Below are 22,773 nucleotides of genomic sequence, written 5' to 3'. Positions count from 1 at the left end.
CTCAATGGCAGAATGCTCTACAATGTATCAAGATTCATGTCGCCCAATAAGTTGTTCAGGTCAAGCAGAATGAGCAGTCTGTCGTGCAGCTTGCCAACGCCCTTGATATACTCGGAGCCGATGCCGGCCACCACCGGCGGCGCGTCCTCCACGGTGTTTGCCGGAATGCGCAGCACTTCAGAGACCGCATCCACCAGAAAGCCCACGATTTTCTGCCCGAATTCCATGACCACAATGCGCGTATTGGCGTCGTGCGTCACTGCGGCCATGCTGAAGCGAGTACGCATGTTGATCACCGGAATGACCTTGCCGCGCAGGTTGATCACGCCTTCAATGAAAGCCGGGGCGCGCGGGACCATAGTGATCTGCATCAGGCGGATGATTTCCTGCACGGCCAGGATATCCACGCCGAACTCCTCTTCGCCGATGCGGAAGGTGACCAGTTGGAGCAGATCATCGTCATGCTCATCCTGAACGTGTTTCTGATCCATAGCCTGACTCATGCTACAACCTCCGTGAGATGCGGCTCATAGTGGGGCATGTCTCCTTTACGAGCAGCCTGCCTGACCCGCCTGAACAGTGATGAACCCACCTTTCTGCCCGGCCTGGAGCTGGCCGGGCGCAAGCGCCCTTTTCGCTTTGTTCCCGCTGCCGAAGCGGCACTCCGGGCCACGAGCGCGCCGATGGGCAAGAAAAACATCTCTTCTGGCGGTCTTATCGGCCGTTGGAGCCAGGACTTCAGAGCTCAGGGCCAGGCCGGGCCAGGCCGGGGCGCGGGGGCCTCTCAGCCCCAGCTTTCCACCAGCGCACGCTCTTCGGGCCGAAGATAGCCCAGCCATACGCGCCGCAGGGCCTCAAAATGATTGATGCGCAGCTCCCGGCCCCAGGCGCTGGTCAGATCCCACGGCTTGGGACCGTGAAAATGCACGATATGCGCTGTGTCCAGGGCATCGGCCTGATAGGGGGGGCGGTTCCAGCGATCCTCCAGCCGGGTGATGCGCTTGCCGAAAAAATAATTGAGCAGGGATTGATCGAGATTGCCGATGCAGTGCACATTTTGCACGGAAAAGGCCAGAAAATGCTCTATCAGATCGTGCCTGCGCAAACGTTCCAAGTTAAAGAGAACAACCCCGCTGGAAAATGTCCAGATCGGAAAAGGCAGGGGCACGGTATATGTTTTGCCCCGGAAATCATAGGCCAGCCGCTCGCGATCATGGTAAAAGGGGGCCGTGTACTCGCGCGCCATGCCCATGTATGGCGGGGTCAAATCAGCAAGCGCATCCAGAGCACGGTAAAAGAGCACGTCCGCATCGCAGTACAGCGCTGTGGCATCCCCGGCCAGCTCAGGCACCAGGGCCAGCTCCAGTTTGAGGAAGCAACCGATATTGGCCTGAGCTTGCGGCGGCAAGACCGCAGGGCGCAGACGCGGGCAATAACGCGCCAGGGGGATGTTTTCCTCAGCCAGCGCGGCGAGCACCTCCGGGCTGCTCCCGGCATAGACGCAGAGGCAGGGCGCCGCGGCTCCCTGCACGGCCCGCAACGAGCGCACGGCCACCTTGAGGAGCATCAGGTAGCGCGGGTTGTCGTCTATGCAGAAAACGACCTTCACGCAATTTCTCCGGTCAGATTTTGCCGCGGCGGCGCTCCCCTCCGGGGCAGGCGGCCAAAAGACGCGGCAGGAACAGTTGCACCGGATTGGAAGTTTTGGCAAGAGCGCGGATTGTCATGCGTTTGCCCCCGATTCCGCCCGCTGCCGCGCAGAAGAAACCAGCGCCGCGGCCTTCTTGAACTGCCCGGCACAGGAGCACAGGCTAACGAAAAATGCACATTCCAACAAGCCCCGGAAGCGGCGGATGCTCGGTACACATTCCGGGCCTGCCCGCAGCGGCGCGCAGAACGTGTGCGGCATGGAACGGCCCTGAACTGCCTACAGGCCCAGAAGCGCGAGCACGGCAGGCATGTCCAGGCTGTTTTCCACGACGTCGGCCAGGCGATCCAGCTCCGGCTCCAGGCTGTAGGCGCTTGCGGCGGATTTCGGCGTCAGCCCGAAGTCGCGGCGCAGATTGTTCAAAAAAGCATGGCGAAAATCGTCAGCGTCAAAGACGCCGTGCAGATATGTGCCCCAGATGCGGGCCCGTGCCCGGCCCTGTTGCGGATCCGCCAGCAGGCCCCAGCCCAGCGGCCGCTTCTGCGCATCCTGCATGACCGGCACAAGGGCCCCGCGCAGGGCGTCCGCGGCAACGTCGGGCGCGGGCTGGCTTTGGCCGTGGTGAATTTCATACCCGCTCACAGGCAGGCAGACGCCTGTCAATGCTTCCAGGGCCCGACCACTGACGCGGCGCAACTGCTTTGCCGCGTGCAAGGTTGTACGCAGGGGCAAAAGGCCAAGCCCGGCCTCCTCGCCGCCCTCCTCCAGCCCCAGAGGATCCGCAAGACTTTGCCCCAACATTTGCAGGCCGCCGCAAATGCCCACCAGCGCGCCTCGCCCCGAACTGCGGCACTGTTCTGCAAAGCGGCAAAGAGCCTGGCCCAGGCCGCTCTCATGCAGAAAACGCAAATCCGCAAGGCTGTTCCGGCTGCCGGGCAGAATCGCGGCCTGCGGTTCCCCCCACGCCTCGGCGCTTCGGATGACGCGCACGCGCACGCCGGGTTCGGCGCGCAGGGCGTCCAGATCCGTGGCGTTGCTGATGTGCGGCAGATCCACAACGACAATATCCAGCATTTCCGAAGGGCGCTCGCCCGGCGGCGCTCCGGAATGCAGACCCGGCGTGAGCCCTGACTTGAAGCTGACGGAATCCTCTTCGGGCAGTTGCAGGCCCTCAATCATGGGCACCACGCCGAAAAAGGGCTTGCGCGTGCGGCGGGCGATGGCAATGAGAGCAGGCTCCAGCAAGGAAGGATCGCCGCGGAACTTATTCAGTATATACCCTGCCACACGCGCCCGTTCCGCGCGGCTGAGCAGACTCATGGTGCCTGCCAGCGCCGCGAACGCGCCGCCGCGATCAATATCCGCCACCAGCAGCACCTGGGCCCCTGCATAGCGCGCCATGCGCATATTCACAATGTCGTGCGCCTTGAGATTGATTTCCGCCGGGCTGCCCGCGCCTTCCAGAACCATTACGTCCATTCCCGCGGCCAGACTGCGATAGGCGCGGCGCACCACGTTCCAGGCTTCAGGCTTGTAACGGAGGTACTCCCCCACCCGCATCCGGCCCACGGGTTTACCCAGCACGATGACCTGGGAGCCGGTATCGGAAGTTGGCTTGAGCAGCACCGGGTTCATGCGCGCATCGGCGGGCAGGCCGCAGGCAGCGGCCTGGAGAGCCTGGGCACGGCCCATTTCCCCGCCGTCAGGGGTCACAAAAGAGTTCAGGGCCATATTCTGGGCCTTGAACGGAGCCACCTTGAGACCCCGGCGGGCCAGCAGGCGGCAGAACGCCGCGGCCAGCAGGCTTTTGCCCGCATTGGAACATGTGCCCTGCAACATCAGGGCGGGAGGCAGGACGGTTTTCGCCGGCAGGGCTTGCATGCGCTTTTCCTTACCCGCAAGCAGGCTCCGGCGCAAGCCGCGCTTCTTTTGCGCGCGAGGTCGCGGCGGCGTCCGGCCACAAGGACATCCGCATGAGATGTGGACTCCACTTGCACCCATGCTGCGCATCCCGTATAAAGAAGGAATCCGTTATGCACATATATCGGCCAGCGTGAGGACATCATGAAACGTGTTCTGCTTTGGATTCTGGGCATTGTGGCTGTCCTTGCCGTTGCGGCATTCGTGCTGCTCGGGCGGATCGACACCCAATTCATGGTCAGCCGGATTGCCGAGGCCACAGCCGCAGCCACGGGCAAACCGCTGATCCTCGCCAACTCGCCGCGCCTTTCCCTCCTGCCGCCCGGAGTGACGTTCGGGCAGGCCCGTTGGGGCGAGATTGTCGACGGCCAGGGCATTGCCGTCTCCGTGAAGGGCGGCCTGGCCGAGCTGGAGTTGACCCCGCTTTTTTCCGGCAAGCTGGTCGTGCGCGAAATGCGTCTTGACAATCCCGTGTTTGAAATGCGCGAAAGCGGGGCAGAAAGCGTTGCGCCGAAAAAGGCCGGGCAGGCTCCTGACCGCGCGGCCCCCCAAAAAGACGCGCGCGCCGCCGCGCCTTCCGATGCCCTGCCTGTGGAGCTCGCGCGTCTGGTCTTGCGTCAGGGCCAGGTGATCTATGTTGACGCCCAGGGCACGGCAATACAGGTCAAAGACCTGAACCTCTCCGTAGAAAATTTGCGCCGCCGCGAGGAGGCCGCTGTACAGTGTGATTTTGCCTTTGATCTGGATCCGGGCGCACGACACGGGGCCGCGGACAAACTGGCGGGCACTCTGGCGCTGTCCGCCAAGCTGCGTTATTACGCGCCGGATTTGACCTTCCGGCGTGTTTCCCTGACCTTTACGCCCCTGAGTGGCATGCTGCCCAGGGAGGCAGGCCCCGTTCAACTGGCCTGCGAAGGGGCGTTCAACCTTCAGAATCTGCGCCTGCATCTGGCCAAAGGCCGTTTGAGCCTGCCCCAAGCCTCGTTGAACCTGAGCGGCGACGCGACGCTGGAGCCTCTCGCCTTCAAGGGGCGGGCCGATCTGGAAGGCTCCCCCCGCAAGCTGGCGGCCCTGGCCGGGCTCACGCTCAAGCCTTCGGCCAAAGACGGCCTGAGCCTTGAAAGCGCGCTGGAGTTTGCCGATACGACCCTGCATCTGCGCGACATCGCGGCACAACTGGACGGCATCCCGTTGCGCGGGAATTTCAGTGTAGCCCTGGGCTCGCCCGTGTCCGTCAGCGGCGGCCTGCAAGCGGGCCTGATCAACCTGGATGCCTATCTGCCTTTGCCGGAGAAGCCCAAAACCGCCGCGAGCGCCGCAGAGCGGAAATCCGGCCAGGACGTGAACCGCGGCCCCGCCGCGCAGGCGACCAAAACCGGCCCACCGGCCTGGCCCGCACTGAATCTGCGCGCAGCCCTGGCAGGCGTGCGTCACGGCAAAGTGAGCGTCACGAATCTTTCTTTTATTCTCAAGGGTGCCAACGGCACATACAACGTCAGCACGCTGAGCTGCGCCCTGGGCAGCGGCGGCACGCTCAAGGGCGCCGCGGGCGCGGATTTGCAAAACAAGGCCTGGTCACTGAGCCTCACGGCCGCCGGGGTCAATGTGGGCGCGCTGCTGGAGTCCCTGGGGCAGGGGCGGCCCGTGGACGGAACAGCCGCGCTGAACGCGGATCTGACCACGCGCGGGGAAACGCCCGCGGCAATGCAGGCCGGCCTTAACGGCCGGGGCACGCTGGAGGTGCGTAATCTGAGCCTGGCCGCCATGTCGGCGCTGCCGAAAAACGTGCCCGGCCTCACCGGCAAAGAAGGCCGGGTGCCCAGCCGCTTTGATCTTGTGCGCGTGCCCTTTACGGCCCGAAACGGCGAGATCGCCGCCCAGCCGATCACGGTGAGCGCGACGGGCTTCAACGCCGTGGGGCAGGCCCGGGCCAGTCTGCCCCGGCAATATCTGGACGCTGCGGCGGACATAAAAACCCTGGGCATGACCATCCCGGTGATGGCCAAAGGCCCCTTCAGCGATATCGCCTACGGCGTTGACCCCAAATTTGCTCTGGATCTGGCCAAAAAACTGCCCGGTATTCTGCGGAATACGGGCAAGGAGAGCGGGAACGCGGGCGGCGCCCTGCAAGAAGGCCTGCGCGGCGCGGGCGGCCTGGTGAAAGGACTTTTGGGCAGATAATCCGGACTGAAATTGTGTCGGAGCAGGGGAACCATGAGGCCTGCAAAACTTTCGGCTACCGGTCATGCCGGCTCAGGGGCAGGGCCTTCGCCGCCTTGACGCCTGTCGCGTACAGGCCCTTTCTGTCAGAATCATTCAGAGTACTGTGATCTTTTTTAACGTTGCACGGCTTCGGGAGCGGCGTACAAGTCTTTCCATTCCAGCGTTTGGGGCTAAAGATTTTTTTCCGCCGGGCGATAAGAACGCTGGAAGCTGTCTCTTCATTGAAAAATTTTGCCTTTGCGGCACGAAAAGCAAGCTGGTGCGGAAGGAGTGTATTCTCGTGTCTGATTGCAAAAAATTCATACAGTCTTCTGCGTGAAATTTTTGCAGGATCGTTCGCGAAAAAGTCTGGTTCGCGCTTACGCACGGCGACGCCGCCGCGTCCCCCCTTGGGTCTTGTAGTGTCGCCTTGTCAAGGCTGACACTGGAGCAGAATACCTTTGAGAGTGCACAATCTCAAAGTTTTGCAGACGCTTGGCCAGAGCAATTTCAAAGGGAAAGTGCTCTGTCCTCAGCTTCTGGCGACCCAGCCACTTTACGGCTGAGGACAGCAGCGTTATGATACATTCCTTTCACAGAAAGCGCAGCTTGACGAAGTCGGAAGGCAAATGCCCCGATTGGGCGGCAGGCCCACGGATACTCTTTGAAAAATGACGCATGCCAACGGACGCCCGGCGTTTTACGTCCTTGTCCGTGGCCTCCCTGTGGAGTGAGAGAGGCGAACATTGCATGCAGTGAACGTACAGGCGGCAACGTATGTACTTACTTATCGGTTTAGCCATCGTTGCGGGCTCGGTCTTTACCGGTTATACCCTGTCCCACGGCGAATGGGGCGTGCTTTTCCAGCCTGCGGAATTCATCATCATTCTGGGCTGCGGCCTGGGAGCTTTTTTCGGCTCGCAGACCAAGTACACCTTTGGTCTGATCATGAAGAGCATGAAACATCTCTTCGCAGACCCCGGATCCAGCAAGACCCGCTATCTGGAAACCCTGGCCCTGCTCTACGCGCTTTTTTCCAAAATGCACCGCGAAGGCGTGATCAGCATTGAAAGCGATGTGGAAAAACCAGAATCCAGCCCGATTTTCAGCAAATACCCCGCTGTTTCCAAGGACACCAAAATCGTCAACTTCATCGGCGACACTCTGCGCGTGTACCTGACCACCGGCGATCCGGCGGACATAGACAGTCTCATGGATGTGGATATTGCCACCATGCGCGAGGAAGGCATGCTGCCCGCGCACGCCGTGAGCCACATGGCCGAGTCCATGCCGGGCATGGGCATTGTGGCCTGCGTGCTGGGCGTCGTGCTGGCCATGGGCAAGATCAATGAACCGCCGGAAGTGCTCGGCCACTATATCGGCGCGGCGCTGGTGGGCACGTTTTTCGGTATTCTCTGCTGCTACGGCCTGTTCGGCCCCATGGGCGCCAAGCTTGAAAACTTTGTGTCCGAGGAGCATTTTTATTATCATGCGATCAAGGAAGCAGTGGCCGCCGCCATCCGGGGTTCCACGCCTCTGATCGCCGTGGAATACGGCCGCCGGACCATTCCCTACCCGTTCCGTCCGCATTTTTCGGAAATGGAAGAAAAGCTCAGAAACGGCTAGCCCCTGTGCCAGTATGCTTTACAGGGGTACTGGCCTGAGGGCCGGAAGTCCGGCCCGCGCCAACGGCGGCGTGAGCGAGCCGGAGCGACCGAAGGCGGCCCCAGAGCTGCCCCGTTGGCGACGAAGGAGCCGTACGGGCCCGGCAGCAACGATAATCACGCTTTCGGCCAAAGGATCCTCACACAGCCAACGAAGTTTTCTGTGTGAGGCGATACTGGAAGCCTCTGCTTGACGCAGCCCGCCGCTCTTTTGCGGAAGTATTCGGCCGGGCTTTCCCGGCCTTTGCGTTTCAGCCCGGGAGAACTGTATGGGAAGTGCATGGAAAGTCGCGTATGCCGACTTTGTCACAGCCATGATGGCTTTCTTTCTCCTGCTCTGGGTTCTGAATATGGTGCCCCCGGAAACCAGAGCCGGTCTTGCGGCGTATTTCAGCGGCGAACGTAATTTTGACTCCAGCTCTACCTCGCCGATATCCAATAATCCCTTTATTCAGAACACGGACAAAATCGACACCCGGGATCTCAAAATCAACGAGGTTCAGAAATCCCACTACGCCATTGCCCAGAAGATCAAGCAAATGCTCATGGCTGACGCCGTGCCGCAAAACTCTTCGGGCATCAGCGCCGATGACGTGGGCGTGCAGTTGCGCGTCAACTCCGACGTGATGTTCAAGCCCGGCTCCGTGGAGCTTCTGCCCGAGGGCGAAAAAATGCTGCAAAGCGTGCTGGAGATCATGAAGGATTACAATCTTTATCTGGTGGTGCGCGGCCATGCCGACACCGCCGAGATCAAACAGCCGTATCCGTCAGCCTGGGAGCTCTCCGGCGCGCGTGCCGCTGCGACGCTGCGCTATCTGGCCGAGCACGGCGTCAAACCCACGCGCCTGCGCGGCGTGGCCTACGGCGACGCCCGCCCGCTCAAACCGGGCATTGACGAACAAAGCCGGGCCATGAACAGGCGCGTGGAATTCTTTTTTCACCGTCCTGAGGTCATGTCCTACAACGTGGTGTATTAGAGCGTTTTGCTCATGAAAATCAGCTAAATGCTCTAAAGCTCCCGCGTCGCACCGGCGAAGCCGGATTTTACCTGCTTTCCGGTGGCGTGCCGGAGGAGCGCCCGCTTCCATTGGAATCTGAAAACGCTCGGGCCGGGAAGGCTCTCGCTCCCCCCGGCAGACGGTCTTGCCCGCTCAGACGAAGGACAAGGTCTGACCCGGGCGCATGGTCACGCAATCGCAGCCGGGGCAGACTTTTGCCAGTTGCGTCTGAAAATCCGCAGTGCTCTGGGCCAGAACCGGGAAGGTGCCCCAATGCATGGGGATCACGGACTTGCAGCCCAGCAGTTTGCAAGCCAGGGCCGCCTGCCGCGCATCCATGGTGAACACCCCGCCGATGGGCAGCAGAGCCACGTCAATGGCGTACAGCTGCCCCCAGAGTTCCATGGAGCTGAAAATGCAGGTATCGCCTGCATGGTAGACCGTCAGCCCGTCAGGCATCTCAATGATATAGCCGGCCGGCGCGCCCGATTCGCTGGAATGGAAAGCCTGGGTCATGGTTGCCCTGATGCCCTTGCATTCCTGAGTGCCGCCCATATTGAAACCGATGCCGTTGAGAATCTGGGCCTCGGGCACGCCCGCTTCCATCAATTTCGCGGCCGTGCCCACAATGGCGCCCAGCATGGCCCCGCTCTTGCGGCAGACAGCCACAGCCTGGCCCACATGATCCCCGTGATCATGCGTCACCAGCAGCATATCCACCGGGCCTGCGTTGTCCGCGTTCACGCCGGAGGCGGGAGTAAAAAAGGGATCAATCAGCACATGCGCCTGCGGCGCGCTGATTTTAAAGGCTGAATGTCCGTACCAGGTTATTTCGCTCATTGCTTTGTCCTCATTTATTGTTTTCAGCCCAGCGTTTTTGATTGTGCTCCAGGCCCAGTTGATCGAAAATTCGCCCGCTGGTCTGGAGCAAGATATCCTCAAGACTCTGAGGGCGCAGATAAAAGCCCGGTGAAAAAGGCATAATTACGGCTCCGGCTTCGCGCAGCGCGAGCATGTTGCGCAAATGCACGGCGGAGAGCGGGCTCTCGCGGGTGACCAGCACCAGGCGCAAACCCTCTTTGAGGACCACGTCGCCCGCGCGCTGGACAAGATTGCGCGTGGCCCCGGAGGCCAGAGCGCCCAGGGTGCCCATGGAACATGGCAGAATCAGCATGGCGGCAGGCCGCTTGCCATGCCACCAGGAGCCGCTGGCCGGACCGGCCGCGAGATCGTCGGGCTCATAAAGATGATCGGCATACGCGGCGAGCAATTCCGGGCCCGCGCCGCATTCGGCCTGCAAGACAGCCCGCGCTCCCTGGGAAATGATGCAGTGAACCCGCACATCGGGCATGGCCGCCAGTTCCCGCAGGACGCACAAGGCAAGGGGCATGCCGCTGGCCCCGCTAACGCCCACCAGAATTTCCGGCATACTTTTTCCTTTTCCGATTCAAGCGTTTCAGCCTGTTTTATCCCACAAAAACAATCGGGCTGCAATCCAGGGCGCGCTTCGAGACATTCATGCCTTCAATGAAAATAGTATTGCAACCATCTGAAATTCAAAATGAATTTTTCAAAAAATCATCAAAAAGGTGAATGCCTCTCTGAATATCCTGACTTGACGCGGTTCCGCACAGAAGCTATGTAAACATTTCCCCATGCGCCCGTAGCTCAGCTGGATAGAGCGTTGGCCTCCGGAGCCAAAGGTCTGGCGTTCGAATCGCCACGGGCGCGCCAGAATGCAAGCGACGGCCGGATTGATCGATCCGGCCGTCGTATTGTTTCCGCTCTCCGGCGGCTCATGACTGGCACAGCGAGGGCTCACGCGCGTGCGCGCCGCGTCCGCCTCCGGACTGCCCTGCCGCCCAGCGTGCGCCGCGCGGCAAGGGCCAGCATCCTGATGCGGCAATAAATACTACATGAACACTTCCGCGTGCCGCAGACTGCCCTGCACGACTTCGGGCGACAATTCCGGTTGCATGCGCCGCCAGTTCCGACCCTCGGCCAGGGCGCTCAACGCAAGATCGCGCAGCGCAAGGTAGCTTTCAGCCAGCGAGAGCTGATCCGTATCAATGATGCAATCTGTGCCGAGCGGCTCGTCGAAGGCATCAGAGACGCCGGTCAGCAGATCCACTTCCCCGCGCGCGGCCCTGGCGTAAAGCCCCTTGGTGTCACGTTGCACAAGCGTGCTCAGGGAGCAACGCACCCAGACCTCGCGATACAGGGGAATCTGCTCGCGGTTTTTCTGGCGCATGCTCGCATAGGGCGTGATGGCAGCCACAACGCAAATTTTGTCCTGCGCGTGCAGTTGCAGCACATGCTCACGCATGGCCTCAATATTGCGCAGACGATCTTCAGGCCGAAAACCGCTGAAGCCGAACTGGCGGCGAAAGCGATCCCCATCAATAAATTCCGTTTCATGGCCCTGCGCTTCCAGGTACAGACGCAGCAAAGAACCCAGGGTGGTTTTTCCGCTCCCGGAAAGACCCAGCAACCAGATGACAGGCTTCATGCAAACCTCGCTTTGGCATGGCGGCCCGATGTGCGGCCGTATGCCGTCACAATCGGAATACAAACATGCCTGCATATATGCAAAAAGTCGGCCAACGCTGGATCTTCGCGGTACACGGCTTGCCTGAACAGTTCGCGCCATGCGGCTGCGGCATTTTTGACAGCCATGCGCCTTTCGGCGCGACAGGCCTGCGCCCCCCCCTTGCGGGCGGCCTGGAGCGTTTTGCCCCCGCAGCGCGGGGGGGATCCATGCAAAAAAGCCGGGAACCTTACCGACTGTAAGATTCCCGGCTTTCCAGGGCAGGCCCTGGCGCAAATTTGGCGGAGCGGAAGGGACTCGAACCCTCGGCCTCCGGCGTGACAGGCCGGCGTTATAACCGTCTTAACTACCGCTCCGTTGGTGGGCAGTACAGGACTTGAACCTGTGGCCCCCGCCGTGTGAAGGCGGTGCTCTACCAGCTGAGCTAACTGCCCTCGGAAGCAACCTTTTATGTAAAACCGCCGCCGGAGTCAAGCGGAATCAGCCCGGTAAAAAAATTTTTACAAATATTATTTTTTAACTTAGTAATTTTATTAACTAATTTTTTACGTTACGGCATGACCTGCGCGCGCCGCCTTGCGAGCCGTCATGGGGAGTGTTACCTGTTTTACAGAACTTCAGTGAGTGGCGGATTGCATAATGAAATTTTCCCTGAAAACGCTCAACATCGCCGCGCTTTGCGCTTTGCTGATCCTGATGGCCGAGAGCTTGCCGGCCCGCGTGCTGGACGGCGGCAGCATCATGGATCAGCGCATGAATGAAAATCTCTGCGCCATCACCTTTGACGACGGGCCTTCGCGCAATACGCCGCAACTGTTGGATCTGCTCAACCAGTACGGCATCCCGGCCACCTTCTTTGTGCTGGGCCAGCAGGCCGAACTGTACCCGGATCTTGTGCGGCGGATTGTGGCCGAAGGGCATGAGGTGGGCAATCATTCCTTTTCGCACCCCAACCTTCGCCTGCTCGCGCCGGAGCGCAAAATCGACGAAATCCGCCGCACTGACGCTGTTCTGCGCTCCCTTGGGGCCGCGCCGCTCTTTTTGCGGCCGCCGTATGGCGCATTTGATACCCATACGGTTGAGGCCGCCGAGGCCCTGGGTCTTTCGGTGGTGCTGTGGTCCGTGGACAGCCGCGACTGGCAGCACTTGCCCGCGGATTACGCCAAGTTACACAACACCCGCGGCTATGCCTACCCCCCCGGCATGTTGCGCGGCGTCTTTCTGTTTCACGACACGCACAAGAGCACGGTGGAGGATCTGCCCCGGATCATCAGAGAGCTGCGTACAGGCGGCTGCCAGCGTTTTGTGACAGTGAGCGAATATCTTGAAGGCGTGCTGGACCCTGAACCCGGACTGCTCATGACGCGCCGTTCGCTGCGCGAGACGCCGGGCCAGATGCCCCTTGCTGCCCGGCATGAAATGGAGGCCGTGAAGCAAAGCGCGGAGATGCCCCCGCCCCGCAGTTGGCCCGCGGGCTCCGGCCCTGTGCCCCTGGCCAGGAGCAGCAAGCCCTGGCAGCCGGAAAGCCCTGCCCCGCCTCTGCCCGGCCAGGCTCTTGAACAGCACAACACGCTTCTGCCCCCGGCAGGCCATGCCGCGGGCGCGCCGGTTTCCTAGAGCAATTTCTCTTTGAAAATGCTCTGCTGACGCGAAAGCGGCAGCCGCCGCAATGCGGCGTACATTCAGGCGAAAACCGCGTTTTTCGCCTGAATGCCACTTTGACTTTCATAAAAAGTCAAAGGTAATCTGCTCTAAAAGAAGAGAAGCGCGCCGCTTCTGCCGCACATCGTATCCGGATGGGTTGCGGCTTTTGGGCCTGCGGATCAGGACAACCTGTTCTTGAAATCCGCATAGGTGAAAGAACGCAGCAGAGAAAAACGTTTTTTCCCGTCCGGGCCAGATCCGTCCGGCTCGCAAATGCCGATGGACGGCAGGCGCAGGCCGTTGAAGGTCGTGGTCTTGACCATGCTGTAAATGGCCATGTCCCCGAAAACCAGTCTCTGGCCCACCCGCAGGGGCCCCGCGAAACTGTATTCCCCGATCACGTCCCCGGCCAGACAGGACTTGCCCGCCAGGCGGCAGGTCCAGGCCTGCTCCCCGGCCGCTCCGGCGCGAGCGGCCCTGCCGTGCAGGGCATAATAAACATCGGGCCGGTAGGGCATTTCAAGCACATCCGGCATGTGGCAGGCCGCCGAGGCATCCAGAATCGCCACGGGCATATCCGCGCGGATCACGTCCAGCACCGTGGCCGTCAGCCATCCGGCATTGAGGGCCACTGCCTCGCCGGGTTCCAGATAAATTTGCGCCTGATACCGCTCATGCCAGTCCGTCAGGCAACGGCAGAGCAGATCCAGATCATAGCCCGGCCTGGTGATATGGTGGCCGCCGCCGAAATTGATCCAGCGGCACGCGGGCAGCCAGGCTCCGAATTTTTCTTCCACGGCGGCGAGCGTGCGGGCCAGGGCGTCCGCGCCCTGCTCGCACAGCGTATGAAAATGCAGGCCCGAAATGCCTTCCAGCGCCGCGGGCTCAAAGTCCCGTTGCCGGATGCCCAGGCGCGAGCCCGGCGAGCAGGGATCATAGATGGGCGTTGCGCCCTCGGAATGCTCGGGATTGATCCGCAGCCCGCATTCAATGGCCTGGCCCGCGCGGCACGCGCGGTTGCGGGCTTCGATGACGGGCCGGAATTGCCGCCACTGGGCCGTGGAATTGAAGACGATGTGATCCGCCAGATCGAGCAGCTCGGCCACTTCCTCCGCGCTCCAGGCCGCGGCAAAGGCATGCACCTGACCGCCGAATTGCTCCCGCCCCAGGCGCGCCTCGTCCACGGAACTGGCGCATGTGCCCCAGAGCGGCCCGTGCCCCGTGAAGCGCGACAACAGCGGAAAGGTGGCCCAGGCCGCGTAGCCCTTGAGGGCCAGCAGAATCTTCGCGCCCGTGCGGCGCTGCACCTTGTCAAGAATGGCGGCATTGGCCGCAAGCCGCGCCGCGTCCAGCACAAAGCAGGGCGAAGGCACGTTGTTTTGCTCTGAGAAAAGGAAGTCCAGGCAGTCCATTAGCAAAACGCTCTACTTCACTTCCACGCACTGCCAGGGCAGACCGTACACATTCAGATCCGCCATAAAGGGATCCGGATCAAATTGCTCCATGTTCCACACGCCGGGCCTGCGCCACAGGCCCTGGGCAATGAGCTTGGAGCCGATCATGGCGGGCACGCCCGTCGTGTAGGAAATGGCCTGGGAGCCCACTTCGGCATAGGCGGCCTGATGATCGCAGACATTGTAGATATAGACGTTTTTTTCCCTGCCGTCCTTCAGCCCGCGCAAAAGATCGCCGATGCAGGTCTTGCCCCTGGTCAGCGGCCCGAGGGAGGCCGGATCAGGCAACAGGGCCGACAAGAACTGAATGGGCACAATATCCCGGCCCTGGAAGCGCACGGGATCGATGCGGGTCATGCCCACATTGCCCAGCACCTTGAGATGATTCAGATAAGTATCGGAAAATGTCATCCAGAAACGCGCCCGGCGCAGGCCCTTGAGATTGTTGACCAGGGATTCCAGCTCCTCATGATACATGAGGTAGCACTTCCTGGGGCCGATGCCGTCCGGGAAGGCATAGGTCATGGACCAGGACAGGGGATCGGTTTCCACCCATTCGCCGTGTTCCCAGTAGCGCCCCGGAGCCGTGACCTCGCGGATGTTGATTTCCGGATTGAAATTGGTGGCAAAAGGCTTGCCGTGATCTCCGGCATTGCAGTCGATGATGTCCAGCACATGCACTTCGTCCAGCTCATGCTTCAGGGCCCAGGCCGCGAAAACATTGGTCACCCCGGGATCAAAGCCCGAACCGAGCAGCGCCGTGAGCCCGGCCTCGCGAAAGCGGTCGGCATAGGCCCACTGCCATTTATACTCGAACCTGGCTGTGTCCAGAGGCTCATAATTGGCCGTATCCACATAGTGCACCCGGCATTCCAGGCAGGCGTCCATAATATGCAGATCCTGGTAGGGCAAGGCCACATTGCAGACCAGATCCGGCTGGACCGCGCGGATCAGCGTGCAGAGATCGGGCACGTTGTCCGCATCCACCTGGGCCGTGGCAATATCCACGCCCATGCGGGCCTTGACGCTGCGGGCGATATCCGTGCAGCGGGCCAGCGTGCGGCTGGCAAGGGTAATGTGCTCGAAAACGCCGGTCTCTCTGGCGGCCTGAGCGCATTTGTGCGCCACCACGCTGCCCACGCCGCCCGCGCCGATGATCAGGATTCTGGCCATATATGCTCCTTCTTTCTCCGATGATATGGGCAGCAAAGCCCAAAATACGTTTCTTTGGCCCGGAGCGGGCCTTGTCACGACGCGGCGTCGGCCTTGTCGCCGTCCAGCGTCAGCACATGCGCGTAACGACCGCTTTTGCGGGCCTGTTCAGCCAGGGCCGCGCCCTCGGCCCGGCAGCGCGGGCAGGCATGGCGGGGGATCAGCACGCAGAGGGAGCGCGCCACGCGCTCGGAGCTGGTCTCGATGCGGCCCAGGCCGGAACAATCCGCGCAGAGCCGCCAGGCCTCGTTCTGACTTTCGCGCAGCATGTCCGTATCGTAAAAAATATGTTTGCGCCGCACCCACCAGCCGTCTTCCTCCCGGCCTTCCGCGGGTTGGCGCGGAGGATGCCGGTAGAGCTCCACGGCCTGATCGCAGAGCTCGGCTATGTACCGGCCCACTTCAGGCCGCTGCCGCGTGGAGGCCGGGGTCCAGCCCGGCTCGCGGATGTCTTCGGCGCTCAGCCCGGCCAGGGCCAGACAGATCCCCAGGTTGACGTAGGGCAGGGCTCCGCGGATGGCGTAGCCGCCTTCCAGCACGGCGATGTCCGGATTCAGCGCCCGGTTCAGCGCCGCGTAGCCCTGGGCGGAAAGGCGCATATTGGCCAGAGGATCCGTAAAATGATTGTCCTGCCCGGCTGAGTTGACGATCAGATCCGGCTTGAACTCCGCCAGAATGGGCAGCACGGCGTGCTCCACGGCGTACAGATAGCCCTGGTCGGAAGTTTCCGGCGGCAGGGGCAGGTTGATGGTCCTGCCCAGAGCCGCCGGGCCGCCGCATTCGTGCAGAAAGCCCGTGCCGGGGTAGAGCGTGCGGCCGTCCTGGTGCAGAGAGATGAACAGGGTATGCGGATCGTTCCAGAACACATCCTGGCTGCCGTCGCCGTGGTGCACGTCCGTATCCACCACGGCAATGCGCAGGGGCCGCCCATCGGGATGCGGATAGTGATCGCGGATGTACTCCAGCATCACGGCCTCATTATTGATATTGCAGAAGCCGCGGTTGCCGTGGACCACGCGCATGGCATGATGACCGGGCGGCCGCACCAGGGCAAAGGCCTTGTCTTCCCGCTTTTCCAGCACCAGCCGCGCGGCTTTGATCGCCCCGCCGGCCGAGGCCAGATGCGAATCCGTGCTCACCGCGCCCACTGAGGGCAGGCAGAAATGCGCGCGCGCCAGTTGGGCGTGCGTGGCAAAGGCCGGGCGATACTCGGTGATGCCGGGAATATCAAACAGCCCTTCTTCCTGCAACTGATCGCGGGTGTAGAGCAGGCGCTCCTCGCGTTCCGGGTGCGTGGCGGAAATGGCCCAGTCAAAGGCCGGGAAAAAGACCACCCCCAGCCGATTGGCGGCACGCAGTGGCTCAGGCATCGCAAGTATCCGTATTTTCAAAAACATCAGCCCCATAGCGGGCATAAGAAACCAGGCGGCCGAAATACCCCAGGCCCAGGCCGAAAGCGAGGTTGGTTTCCGCCACAGCCACAAAGAGCACGGTCGTTTTGTCATATACCGTGAAAAAGCCGCCGGCTCTGCCGCTTTTGCGGAAAACCGCGCAGTGCATGAGATCGGGATCCCCCAGACGGCTGAAAAACTCATAGCCTTCCAGATCTTCCCCGCGCGTCAGGAGGTTCTCCAGCTTTTGATCCTCGCGCGGCACAAAATGCAGATCCGCGCCTTCCGCAACAATTGTATAGAACTCGTTCATGTTGTGCTCCCGCCGATCATTCAGTCCAGTCCCCTGCCCCGCTGCCGCAACGCGGCTTCCACTGCCGAAAGGCATTGCAGCATCACGTCTTCCGGCGGCTGGGCCGCGTCAATGATGACGAAACGATCCGGCTCCTCCAGGGCCAGAGTGCGGTATCCCCGGCGCACGCGCTCGTGGAATTCCAGGCTTTCGGCGTCAAAGCGACCCTCCGAAAGCACGGTGCCTTCCTCGCGGTTGCGCAGACCCGCCCGCTCCAGGCCGCAGTGCACGGGCAGATCCAGCAGGAAGGTCACATCCGGGAGCAGGCCGCCGGTGGCCATGTCATTGATGCGGCGCAGATGTTCCGGGTCCAGGCCCCGGCCATAGCCCTGGTAGGCCAGTGTGGAATCCGTATAGCGATCGCAGAGCACGATGTGCCCGGCCTCCAGGGCCGGGCGGATGACCTCAGCCACATGCTGCGCCCGGTCGGCCAGAAAAAGATACAGCTCGGCGCGGCTGGAAAGGCCGCGCGTGCGGGCGTCCAGCAGAATGGGGCGCAGGCTGCGGCCCAGGGCGCAGCCGCCGGGTTCGCGGGTGAGCAGAGGATCATGCCCCCGTCCTTGCAAATGCTCGCCCAGGAGGCGCTGGGCCGTGGACTTGCCGGAGCCTTCTATACCTTCAAAAGAGATAAACATTCTTCCCTCACCGCTTTTTTTCGGCTTGCGGGGGCGGCCGTTTCCGGCGTGCGCGCGGCCCGGTGCAGGGGCCTGCCCAGCGTCGCCTGCCAGGGCGTCCAGCCCTGGCCCGCATCGCCCAATTGCTCGAACAGGCTCCGGCACTGGGCCATTTTGGCGTCCAGATTGTCGGCATAGTGCAGGGCCAGAGCCTCGGGCGTGTGCGGAACCCGCACCGCGCCGAACTGCAATTCGCCGTGATGGCTGAGAATAAGATGCTTCAAATGCCGTTGCAAAGGTTCTTCCAGGCCGGATTTGGCCAGATGCGGGGCGAGCATCTCAATGGCCAGCTCCAGATGCCCCAGCAGACGGCCCTCATCCGTGTAGTCATTGGCAATGCCCCCTGAAAACTCGCGGATTTTGCCGAAATCGTGAAAGAGCGCCCCTGCCAGCAGGGTCTGGCGATCCAGCTCGGGATAGTGATCCGCGATGCGGCGGCAGAGCTTGAACACGCTCAGGGTATGTTCCAGCAGGCCGCCCACATAGGCATGATGCACGCCTTTGGCCGCAGGGCAGACCCGGAAGGCCGCGCGCAGATCCTGAGTGTTGAAAACCGAAAGCGCCAGCTTGCGCCAGGGCGCATAGCGGAACTCCTCCTTGATCAGCGCAAGCAGTTCCTCCAGCATTGCATCAAGGGGGTAGGGGCTGGAGGGCATCAGCTCGGCCTGATCCGCGGCCGCGCTTTCCTCGGGCGTCAGCAGGCGCAGTTGTTCCAGAGTGAGCTGGATCTGATCCCGGTACAAAGCGGCGCGCCCCTCGGCCCAGACCAGAGAGCCCGCGGGAATTTCGCTGAATTCGGCGCTGAGCGGGTGCCAGATCTTGGCCTCCAGGCTGCCGCTGGCGTCGGCCAGGGTCAGCCGCCAGTAAGGGCCGTTGCGCGACTGGCCCTGGCTCGCCTGGCTGACCACAAACAGGCCCCGCACTTCGGTGGCCGGACTGATATCTTTGACGTAGCAGCCTTTTTCCATATAGTGTATCCGCTTCACGGCCAAGGCACGGGCAAAGCCCGCGGACGCCGGATAGAAATGTAGTCGGTGCGCCGCGCGGCTGATGCGCGGCGCGGGCCTCACGTCATTACAGATTCCCTTCTTTCCGAGGTATTGTCAAATGGACGTCCTTCTGACCAATGACGACGGCATCCGGGCCCTGGGCCTGCGGGCCTTGTACGCGGCCCTGCTGGAAGCCGGGCACACGGTGCATGTGGTGGCCCCCATGCGCCAGCAATCCGGCGTGGGGCATTCGCTCACAGTCTTTGAGCCGGTTCGGGGCACGGAAATCGTGGAGCCGGGCTTCAAAGGCCTGGGCATTTACGGCACGCCCACGGACTGCGTCAAGCTGGCCCTGGCCTGTCTGCTTCCCCAACGGCCGGACATGGTCATTTCCGGGATCAATGCCGGGCCCAACGTGGGGCCGGACATTCTTTATTCCGGCACCGTCGGCGCGGCTACCGAGGCTGCGCACGAGGATCTGCCGAGCCTTGCGGTTTCCCATGACGATCACAAGGGCACAACGGATCTGCTCCCCCAGGCCCGGCATGCCGTGGCTCTGGCCGAGCGCATCGACTGGAGCAGGCTGGCGCGGCGCAGGGTGCTTAATCTCAACTACCCGGCGGGCCCGCTGGAACAGGCCAGGGGCCTCAGATTCTGCCCGCAGACCAGCGCAGTCTGGAAAAATGTCTATTGTGAGCGCCATGACCCGCGCGGCGCCGCCTACTGGTGGCTGGAAGGCGAAATACCGGCCCACACCATCGATCCCGGATCGGATAAGGACCTGCTCAACCGGGGCTATATCACGCTGACGCCGCTCTGCTTTGAGTTTACCGACCACAACGGCCTCGCCGCGCTGGAGGGCATGGGGCTGGAATGAGGGCCGCCTTTCCCGCAGCTCCGCGCCGCGCGCGCATGCTGATGCCGCCCGCCGGAAAGCATTTCCCTTCGCGTTTTTTTTCGGTATGGTGAGCCAGAGACTTTTAGAGACTGTTACGGGCCGCAGGCGTTGCAAAGCCCGGCTCTCACCAATACGCAGGAGGAAGTCATGCCTCTCATTGGTCCCAAAGAAATGTTCGCCGCCGCGTATGCCGGGCGTTACGCCGTGGGCGCGTTCAACGTCAACAATATGGAAATCGTCCAGGGCATCATGCGCGCCGCCTCGGAGGAGAAATCGCCGGTCATTCTTCAGGTTTCGGCCGGAGCGCGCAAATATGCCGGTCAGACCTACATCATGAAGCTGGTGGAAGCCGCGCTGATCGAGGATCCGTCCGTGCCCGTGGTGGTGCATCTGGATCACGGGCCGAGCTTTGAGATGTGCCGCGACTGCATAGACGGCGGCTTCACCTCGGTGATGATCGACGGCTCCCACCTGCCCTATGAGGAAAACATTGCGCTGACCAGGCAGGTTGTGGACTACGCCCATCCCAGAAATGTCTGGGTGGAGGCCGAGCTGGGCAAGCTGGCCGGCGTGGAGGAGCACGTCAGCTCCGCGGAGCATGTCTATACCGATCCGGATCAGGCCGTGGATTTTGTGCGCCGCACGCAGTGCGACTCCCTGGCCGTGGCCATCGGCACCAGCCACGGAGCCTATAAATTCAAGGGAGAGGCCAGACTCGACTTTGCCCGGCTGGAGGAGATCAGCGCCAGGCTGCCCGGTTACCCCCTGGTGCTGCACGGCGCTTCCAGCGTGCCGCAGGAATTCGTGGAGCTCTGCAACAACTACGGCGGCCAGGTGGGCGGCGCCAGAGGCGTGCCCGAGGACATGCTGCGCAAAGCCGCGGGCATGGGGGTCTGCAAAATCAATGTGGACACGGACATCCGGCTGGCCCTCACAGCCTCCATCCGCCAGTACTTTGCCGAGCACCCGGAGCAGTTCGATCCCAGATCCTATCTGGCTCCGGCCCGTGAAGCGGTCAGGAACATGGTGGCGCATAAAATCCGCAACGTGATGGGCTCATCCGGCAAAGCCTGAGTGGAATCGTCCATGGAAACTGCCGCGAGCATTCCGACATGCGCGCAACAGGCCGGGATCCTTGCGGCTTCGTGATCGCTGCTTCCTGCAGGCCGGATCGGAAACACGGATCGGGGATTTCTGCCGGATCCGAATATCCGCCGATGCCTTTCCTCTCCGGACTGCTCATCCCCTTTACCAAGGAGCGCAAACATGCCCGTGCAACTGGGAATGAACGGCTTCGGCCGCATCGGCCGCTACCTGCTGCGCCTGCTGGCCGACGATCAGGATCTTCGGGTCGCGGCCATCAACGCCCGCGCGGATAACGCGGCCCTGGCCTATCTTTTCAAATACGATTCGACATACGGCATATTTCCCGGCGAGGTAAGCCATGACGCGGACGGCATCATCGTCAACGGCCGCCACATTGCGGTTACCCGCCACAAGGCCGGGGAATGGGAATGGCAACGCCTCGGCGTGAGCCTGGCCGTGGAAACCACAGGGACCATCAAGGACCGGGCCGGGCTTGCCCAACATCTGGCCTGCGGGGCTGAAAAAGTGGTGATTTCCGCTCCGGCCAAGGACGCGGACGCCATGATCGTCATGGGCGTGAACCAGGATGCCTATGATCCGGCAAAAGACGCGGTTATTTCCGCGGCCTCCTGCACCACCAACTGCCTGGCGCCCGCGGTCAAGGTGCTGCACGAAAACTTCCGCATCCGTCACGGCCTGATGACCACCATCCATTCCTATACCATGAGCCAGCGCATTCTGGACGGTTCGCACAAGGACTGGCGGCGCGGCCGGGCCGCCGCGGTTTCCATGGTTCCCTCCAGCACTGGCGCGGCCAAGGCCGTGGGCGTGGTCATACCCGAACTTGCGGGCAAAATGAACGGCATGTCCGTGCGCGTGCCGACCTTTGACTGCTCTCTCGTGGATCTGACCTGCGAGGTGGAACAACCCTGTGACGCGGCCGCGGTCAACGCGGCCCTTCAGGCGGCAAGCCAGGGCCCCCTGAAGGAGAATATGGGCTTTTCCGAAGAGCCGCTGGTTTCCATCGACTACAGGGGCAGTACCTGCGGCGGGGTCGTGGATGCCCTGTCCACGCAGGTGATGGATAAAACCATGGTTAAACTGCTGCTCTGGTATGACAATGAAGCGGGCTTCACCAACCAGCTCCTGCGGCTGTTGCGCATGGTGGGCAGGGACTGCTAAATCCCCTTCCGCCGCAGCAGGGCAAGGCGCCCGCTTTCTGACCTTTGCCGCCTGACGATCCCAACGCTTTCGAGCCCGCGTGCCATGACGCGGGCTCGTTTGTTTCCCCCTCCGGCGAATCTCTTCCTCCCGCTCTCGTGCTGCCTTCACTGCTTTTTAGAGCGGTTTGCTGTTGAAAACAGCAACCGCTCTGGCGGCCGCGGGAGCGGACGCCCGCGCCGGCGGTAGCCGTTAGAGCATTTTGCTTTTGAAATTGGATAATTTCAAAAGCAAAATGCTCTAGACAAAATCCAACGAGCAATTTTATAAAAAAGATGTGCAACTATGGATTCTTTCATTTGGAATACCAAAACGATAGTGCAATTTTATCCGGGGGAAGGGTGAACTTTTGATAAATGTGAGAAAAAACACATCAGCATTCTTATTTTGTTGTAAAAAATCCTCAGTTTCATAGGCAGGAGCTCCATCAATGGAAACGGGGGTAGCGTAACGCCTATCAATCAAAAAAGCTTCAGGCTTGAGATCCTGAAAAAATTCCCTATTATTTCTATAAAGCTCGCCAGCGCCATAAAAAACAACTCTTTTCCCATGCAATTTATCGATTACATTACGAAAATGTTGACGTTGCCTCTCCAGGAGAGCTTGCTTAAAATACTGATTAAGCTTGACCGGATCATTTTTCCAGCGCTGATCATTATGTATACTTTCAAATTCATCCTGATCAAGAATACGGGCACATTCCCACAAAACTCCTCTATAAAACCATTCTTTTGCGCTCATTGGGCTAGAGCATTTTGCTTTTAACTTTTTACATATCCACAGGATTTAAACCATCCTTCAGCGTCTTTTTGTGTGATACAACTTAATGCTTTTCCAATGGATTTATACAGTTCATCACATGTTTTTGCTTT

At 61.2% G+C, this 22,773-nt stretch carries 21 protein-coding genes and 3 tRNA genes; 8 read left to right on the top strand and 16 right to left on the bottom strand.

Going from position 1 to position 22,773, the window contains the following annotated elements; translation table 11 throughout:
• Positions 1–17: 17 nt before the first annotated feature.
• From G7Y51_RS04150 to G7Y51_RS04135, 3 genes are all read right to left on the bottom strand, one after another.
• On the bottom strand, positions 18–503 hold the full coding sequence (locus G7Y51_RS04150; protein WP_241159562.1) for a chemotaxis protein CheW: 486 nt from the start codon (positions 501–503) through the stop codon (positions 18–20).
• Between the two features lie 281 nt (positions 504–784).
• Positions 785–1,609 (bottom strand): glycosyltransferase, encoded by an 825-nt coding sequence (locus G7Y51_RS04140; protein ID WP_165175118.1) that lies wholly within the window; start codon positions 1,607–1,609, stop codon positions 785–787.
• 318 nt (positions 1,610–1,927) lie between these two features.
• Positions 1,928–3,529 carry a cobyric acid synthase gene (locus tag G7Y51_RS04135; RefSeq protein WP_241160127.1) on the bottom strand — a complete coding sequence of 534 codons (1,602 nt, stop codon included), beginning with the start codon at positions 3,527–3,529 and terminating at the stop codon, positions 1,928–1,930.
• A gap of 183 nt (positions 3,530–3,712) precedes the next feature.
• Here G7Y51_RS04135 and G7Y51_RS04130 point away from each other — a divergent pair, with 183 nt between their 5' ends.
• Complete coding sequence (locus G7Y51_RS04130; RefSeq protein WP_165175117.1) at positions 3,713–5,749, top strand: AsmA family protein; 2,037 nt, start codon at positions 3,713–3,715, stop codon at positions 5,747–5,749.
• 55 nt (positions 5,750–5,804) lie between these two features.
• Here G7Y51_RS04130 and G7Y51_RS04125 read toward each other — a convergent pair whose 3' ends face one another.
• Positions 5,805–6,158, bottom strand: coding sequence for a hypothetical protein (locus tag G7Y51_RS04125; protein ID WP_165175116.1), 354 nt, complete (start codon positions 6,156–6,158; stop codon positions 5,805–5,807).
• 389 nt (positions 6,159–6,547) lie between these two features.
• Between G7Y51_RS04125 and motA the strand changes: the two genes are divergently transcribed.
• Positions 6,548–7,396 (top strand): flagellar motor stator protein MotA, encoded by an 849-nt coding sequence (motA, locus tag G7Y51_RS04120; RefSeq protein ID WP_165175115.1) that lies wholly within the window; start codon positions 6,548–6,550, stop codon positions 7,394–7,396.
• Positions 7,397–7,703: 307 nt separating this feature from the next.
• The gene (locus G7Y51_RS04115; RefSeq protein ID WP_165175114.1) at positions 7,704–8,411 is read left to right on the top strand and encodes a flagellar motor protein MotB; all 708 of its coding nucleotides are present in this window, start codon (positions 7,704–7,706) and stop codon (positions 8,409–8,411) included.
• Between the two features lie 174 nt (positions 8,412–8,585).
• Here G7Y51_RS04115 and G7Y51_RS04110 read toward each other — a convergent pair whose 3' ends face one another.
• On the bottom strand, positions 8,586–9,272 hold the full coding sequence (locus G7Y51_RS04110) for a metal-dependent hydrolase (protein WP_165175113.1): 687 nt from the start codon (positions 9,270–9,272) through the stop codon (positions 8,586–8,588).
• Positions 9,273–9,282: 10 nt separating this feature from the next.
• Positions 9,283–9,861 carry a UbiX family flavin prenyltransferase gene (locus G7Y51_RS04105; RefSeq protein ID WP_165175112.1) on the bottom strand — a complete coding sequence of 193 codons (579 nt, stop codon included), beginning with the start codon at positions 9,859–9,861 and terminating at the stop codon, positions 9,283–9,285.
• 228 nt (positions 9,862–10,089) lie between these two features.
• Between G7Y51_RS04105 and G7Y51_RS04100 the strand changes: the two genes are divergently transcribed.
• Positions 10,090–10,166 (top strand) — tRNA-Arg (locus G7Y51_RS04100).
• Positions 10,167–10,344: 178 nt separating this feature from the next.
• Here the strand turns inward: G7Y51_RS04100 and G7Y51_RS04095 are convergent.
• The 3 genes from G7Y51_RS04095 to G7Y51_RS04085 form a co-directional block, all read right to left on the bottom strand.
• Positions 10,345–10,941 carry an adenylyl-sulfate kinase gene (locus tag G7Y51_RS04095; RefSeq protein ID WP_165175111.1) on the bottom strand — a complete coding sequence of 199 codons (597 nt, stop codon included), beginning with the start codon at positions 10,939–10,941 and terminating at the stop codon, positions 10,345–10,347.
• Positions 10,942–11,259: 318 nt separating this feature from the next.
• Positions 11,260–11,336 (bottom strand) — tRNA-Asp (locus G7Y51_RS04090).
• Between the two features lie 2 nt (positions 11,337–11,338).
• A tRNA-Val gene (locus G7Y51_RS04085) sits at positions 11,339–11,414 on the bottom strand.
• Between the two features lie 205 nt (positions 11,415–11,619).
• Between G7Y51_RS04085 and G7Y51_RS04080 the strand changes: the two genes are divergently transcribed.
• Positions 11,620–12,597: a polysaccharide deacetylase family protein gene (locus G7Y51_RS04080; protein WP_165175110.1), complete on the top strand. Its 978-nt coding sequence runs from the start codon at positions 11,620–11,622 to the stop codon at positions 12,595–12,597.
• 206 nt (positions 12,598–12,803) lie between these two features.
• Here the strand turns inward: G7Y51_RS04080 and nspC are convergent, their stop codons facing one another.
• The 6 genes from nspC to G7Y51_RS04050 form a co-directional block, all read right to left on the bottom strand.
• Positions 12,804–14,036 (bottom strand): carboxynorspermidine decarboxylase, encoded by a 1,233-nt coding sequence (gene nspC / locus G7Y51_RS04075; protein ID WP_165175109.1) that lies wholly within the window; start codon positions 14,034–14,036, stop codon positions 12,804–12,806.
• 12 nt (positions 14,037–14,048) lie between these two features.
• Positions 14,049–15,251 carry a saccharopine dehydrogenase family protein gene (locus G7Y51_RS04070; RefSeq protein ID WP_165175108.1) on the bottom strand — a complete coding sequence of 401 codons (1,203 nt, stop codon included), beginning with the start codon at positions 15,249–15,251 and terminating at the stop codon, positions 14,049–14,051.
• A gap of 74 nt (positions 15,252–15,325) precedes the next feature.
• Positions 15,326–16,660, bottom strand: a complete 1,335-nt coding sequence (locus tag G7Y51_RS04065) for a histone deacetylase (RefSeq protein ID WP_165175107.1) — start codon at positions 16,658–16,660, stop codon at positions 15,326–15,328.
• On the bottom strand, positions 16,653–16,994 hold the full coding sequence (locus G7Y51_RS04060) for a hypothetical protein (protein WP_165175106.1): 342 nt from the start codon (positions 16,992–16,994) through the stop codon (positions 16,653–16,655). Before G7Y51_RS04060 ends, G7Y51_RS04065 begins: the two co-directional genes overlap by 8 nt.
• Before the next feature lie 20 nt (positions 16,995–17,014).
• Complete coding sequence (gene tmk, locus G7Y51_RS04055; protein WP_165175105.1) at positions 17,015–17,668, bottom strand: dTMP kinase; 654 nt, start codon at positions 17,666–17,668, stop codon at positions 17,015–17,017.
• Complete coding sequence (locus G7Y51_RS04050; protein ID WP_165175104.1) at positions 17,644–18,675, bottom strand: HD domain-containing protein; 1,032 nt, start codon at positions 18,673–18,675, stop codon at positions 17,644–17,646. Before G7Y51_RS04050 ends, tmk begins: the two co-directional genes overlap by 25 nt.
• Before the next feature lie 139 nt (positions 18,676–18,814).
• Between G7Y51_RS04050 and surE the strand changes: the two genes are divergently transcribed.
• From surE to gap, 3 genes are all read left to right on the top strand, one after another.
• Positions 18,815–19,573 carry a 5'/3'-nucleotidase SurE gene (surE, locus tag G7Y51_RS04045; protein ID WP_165175103.1) on the top strand — a complete coding sequence of 253 codons (759 nt, stop codon included), beginning with the start codon at positions 18,815–18,817 and terminating at the stop codon, positions 19,571–19,573.
• 168 nt (positions 19,574–19,741) lie between these two features.
• The gene (gene fba / locus G7Y51_RS04040) at positions 19,742–20,668 is read left to right on the top strand and encodes a class II fructose-1,6-bisphosphate aldolase (RefSeq protein WP_165175102.1); all 927 of its coding nucleotides are present in this window, start codon (positions 19,742–19,744) and stop codon (positions 20,666–20,668) included.
• Between the two features lie 192 nt (positions 20,669–20,860).
• The gene (gap, locus tag G7Y51_RS04035) at positions 20,861–21,862 is read left to right on the top strand and encodes a type I glyceraldehyde-3-phosphate dehydrogenase (protein ID WP_165175101.1); all 1,002 of its coding nucleotides are present in this window, start codon (positions 20,861–20,863) and stop codon (positions 21,860–21,862) included.
• A gap of 303 nt (positions 21,863–22,165) precedes the next feature.
• Here the strand turns inward: gap and G7Y51_RS04030 are convergent, their stop codons facing one another.
• Positions 22,166–22,642, bottom strand: a complete 477-nt coding sequence (locus G7Y51_RS04030) for a hypothetical protein (protein WP_165175100.1) — start codon at positions 22,640–22,642, stop codon at positions 22,166–22,168.
• Between the last annotated feature and the right edge of the window lie 131 nt (positions 22,643–22,773).

The organism is Desulfovibrio sp. ZJ369 (assembly GCF_011039085.1).
GTDB lineage: Bacteria > Desulfobacterota > Desulfovibrionia > Desulfovibrionales > Desulfovibrionaceae > Desulfovibrio.
The sequence above is the reverse complement of the archived record's forward strand: the minus strand, read 5'-3'. Positions and strand labels throughout refer to the sequence as shown.

Coding starts and splice junctions, on each gene's coding strand:
- G7Y51_RS04150 (WP_241159562.1), bottom strand. CDS start 503: ATGAGTCAGGCTATGGATCAGAAACACGTTCAGGATGAGCATGACGAT.
- G7Y51_RS04135 (WP_241160127.1), bottom strand. CDS start 3,529: ATGCAAGCCCTGCCGGCGAAAACCGTCCTGCCTCCCGCCCTGATGTTG.
- G7Y51_RS04130 (WP_165175117.1), top strand. CDS start 3,713: ATGAAACGTGTTCTGCTTTGGATTCTGGGCATTGTGGCTGTCCTTGCC.
- motA (WP_165175115.1), top strand. CDS start 6,548: ATGTACTTACTTATCGGTTTAGCCATCGTTGCGGGCTCGGTCTTTACC.
- G7Y51_RS04115 (WP_165175114.1), top strand. CDS start 7,704: ATGGGAAGTGCATGGAAAGTCGCGTATGCCGACTTTGTCACAGCCATG.
- G7Y51_RS04110 (WP_165175113.1), bottom strand. CDS start 9,272: ATGAGCGAAATAACCTGGTACGGACATTCAGCCTTTAAAATCAGCGCG.
- G7Y51_RS04105 (WP_165175112.1), bottom strand. CDS start 9,861: ATGCCGGAAATTCTGGTGGGCGTTAGCGGGGCCAGCGGCATGCCCCTT.
- G7Y51_RS04095 (WP_165175111.1), bottom strand. CDS start 10,941: ATGAAGCCTGTCATCTGGTTGCTGGGTCTTTCCGGGAGCGGAAAAACC.
- G7Y51_RS04080 (WP_165175110.1), top strand. CDS start 11,620: ATGAAATTTTCCCTGAAAACGCTCAACATCGCCGCGCTTTGCGCTTTG.
- nspC (WP_165175109.1), bottom strand. CDS start 14,036: ATGGACTGCCTGGACTTCCTTTTCTCAGAGCAAAACAACGTGCCTTCG.
- G7Y51_RS04070 (WP_165175108.1), bottom strand. CDS start 15,251: ATGGCCAGAATCCTGATCATCGGCGCGGGCGGCGTGGGCAGCGTGGTG.
- G7Y51_RS04065 (WP_165175107.1), bottom strand. CDS start 16,660: ATGCCTGAGCCACTGCGTGCCGCCAATCGGCTGGGGGTGGTCTTTTTC.
- G7Y51_RS04060 (WP_165175106.1), bottom strand. CDS start 16,994: ATGAACGAGTTCTATACAATTGTTGCGGAAGGCGCGGATCTGCATTTT.
- tmk (WP_165175105.1), bottom strand. CDS start 17,668: ATGTTTATCTCTTTTGAAGGTATAGAAGGCTCCGGCAAGTCCACGGCC.
- G7Y51_RS04050 (WP_165175104.1), bottom strand. CDS start 18,675: ATGGAAAAAGGCTGCTACGTCAAAGATATCAGTCCGGCCACCGAAGTG.
- surE (WP_165175103.1), top strand. CDS start 18,815: ATGGACGTCCTTCTGACCAATGACGACGGCATCCGGGCCCTGGGCCTG.
- fba (WP_165175102.1), top strand. CDS start 19,742: ATGCCTCTCATTGGTCCCAAAGAAATGTTCGCCGCCGCGTATGCCGGG.
- gap (WP_165175101.1), top strand. CDS start 20,861: ATGCCCGTGCAACTGGGAATGAACGGCTTCGGCCGCATCGGCCGCTAC.
- G7Y51_RS04030 (WP_165175100.1), bottom strand. CDS start 22,642: ATGAGCGCAAAAGAATGGTTTTATAGAGGAGTTTTGTGGGAATGTGCC.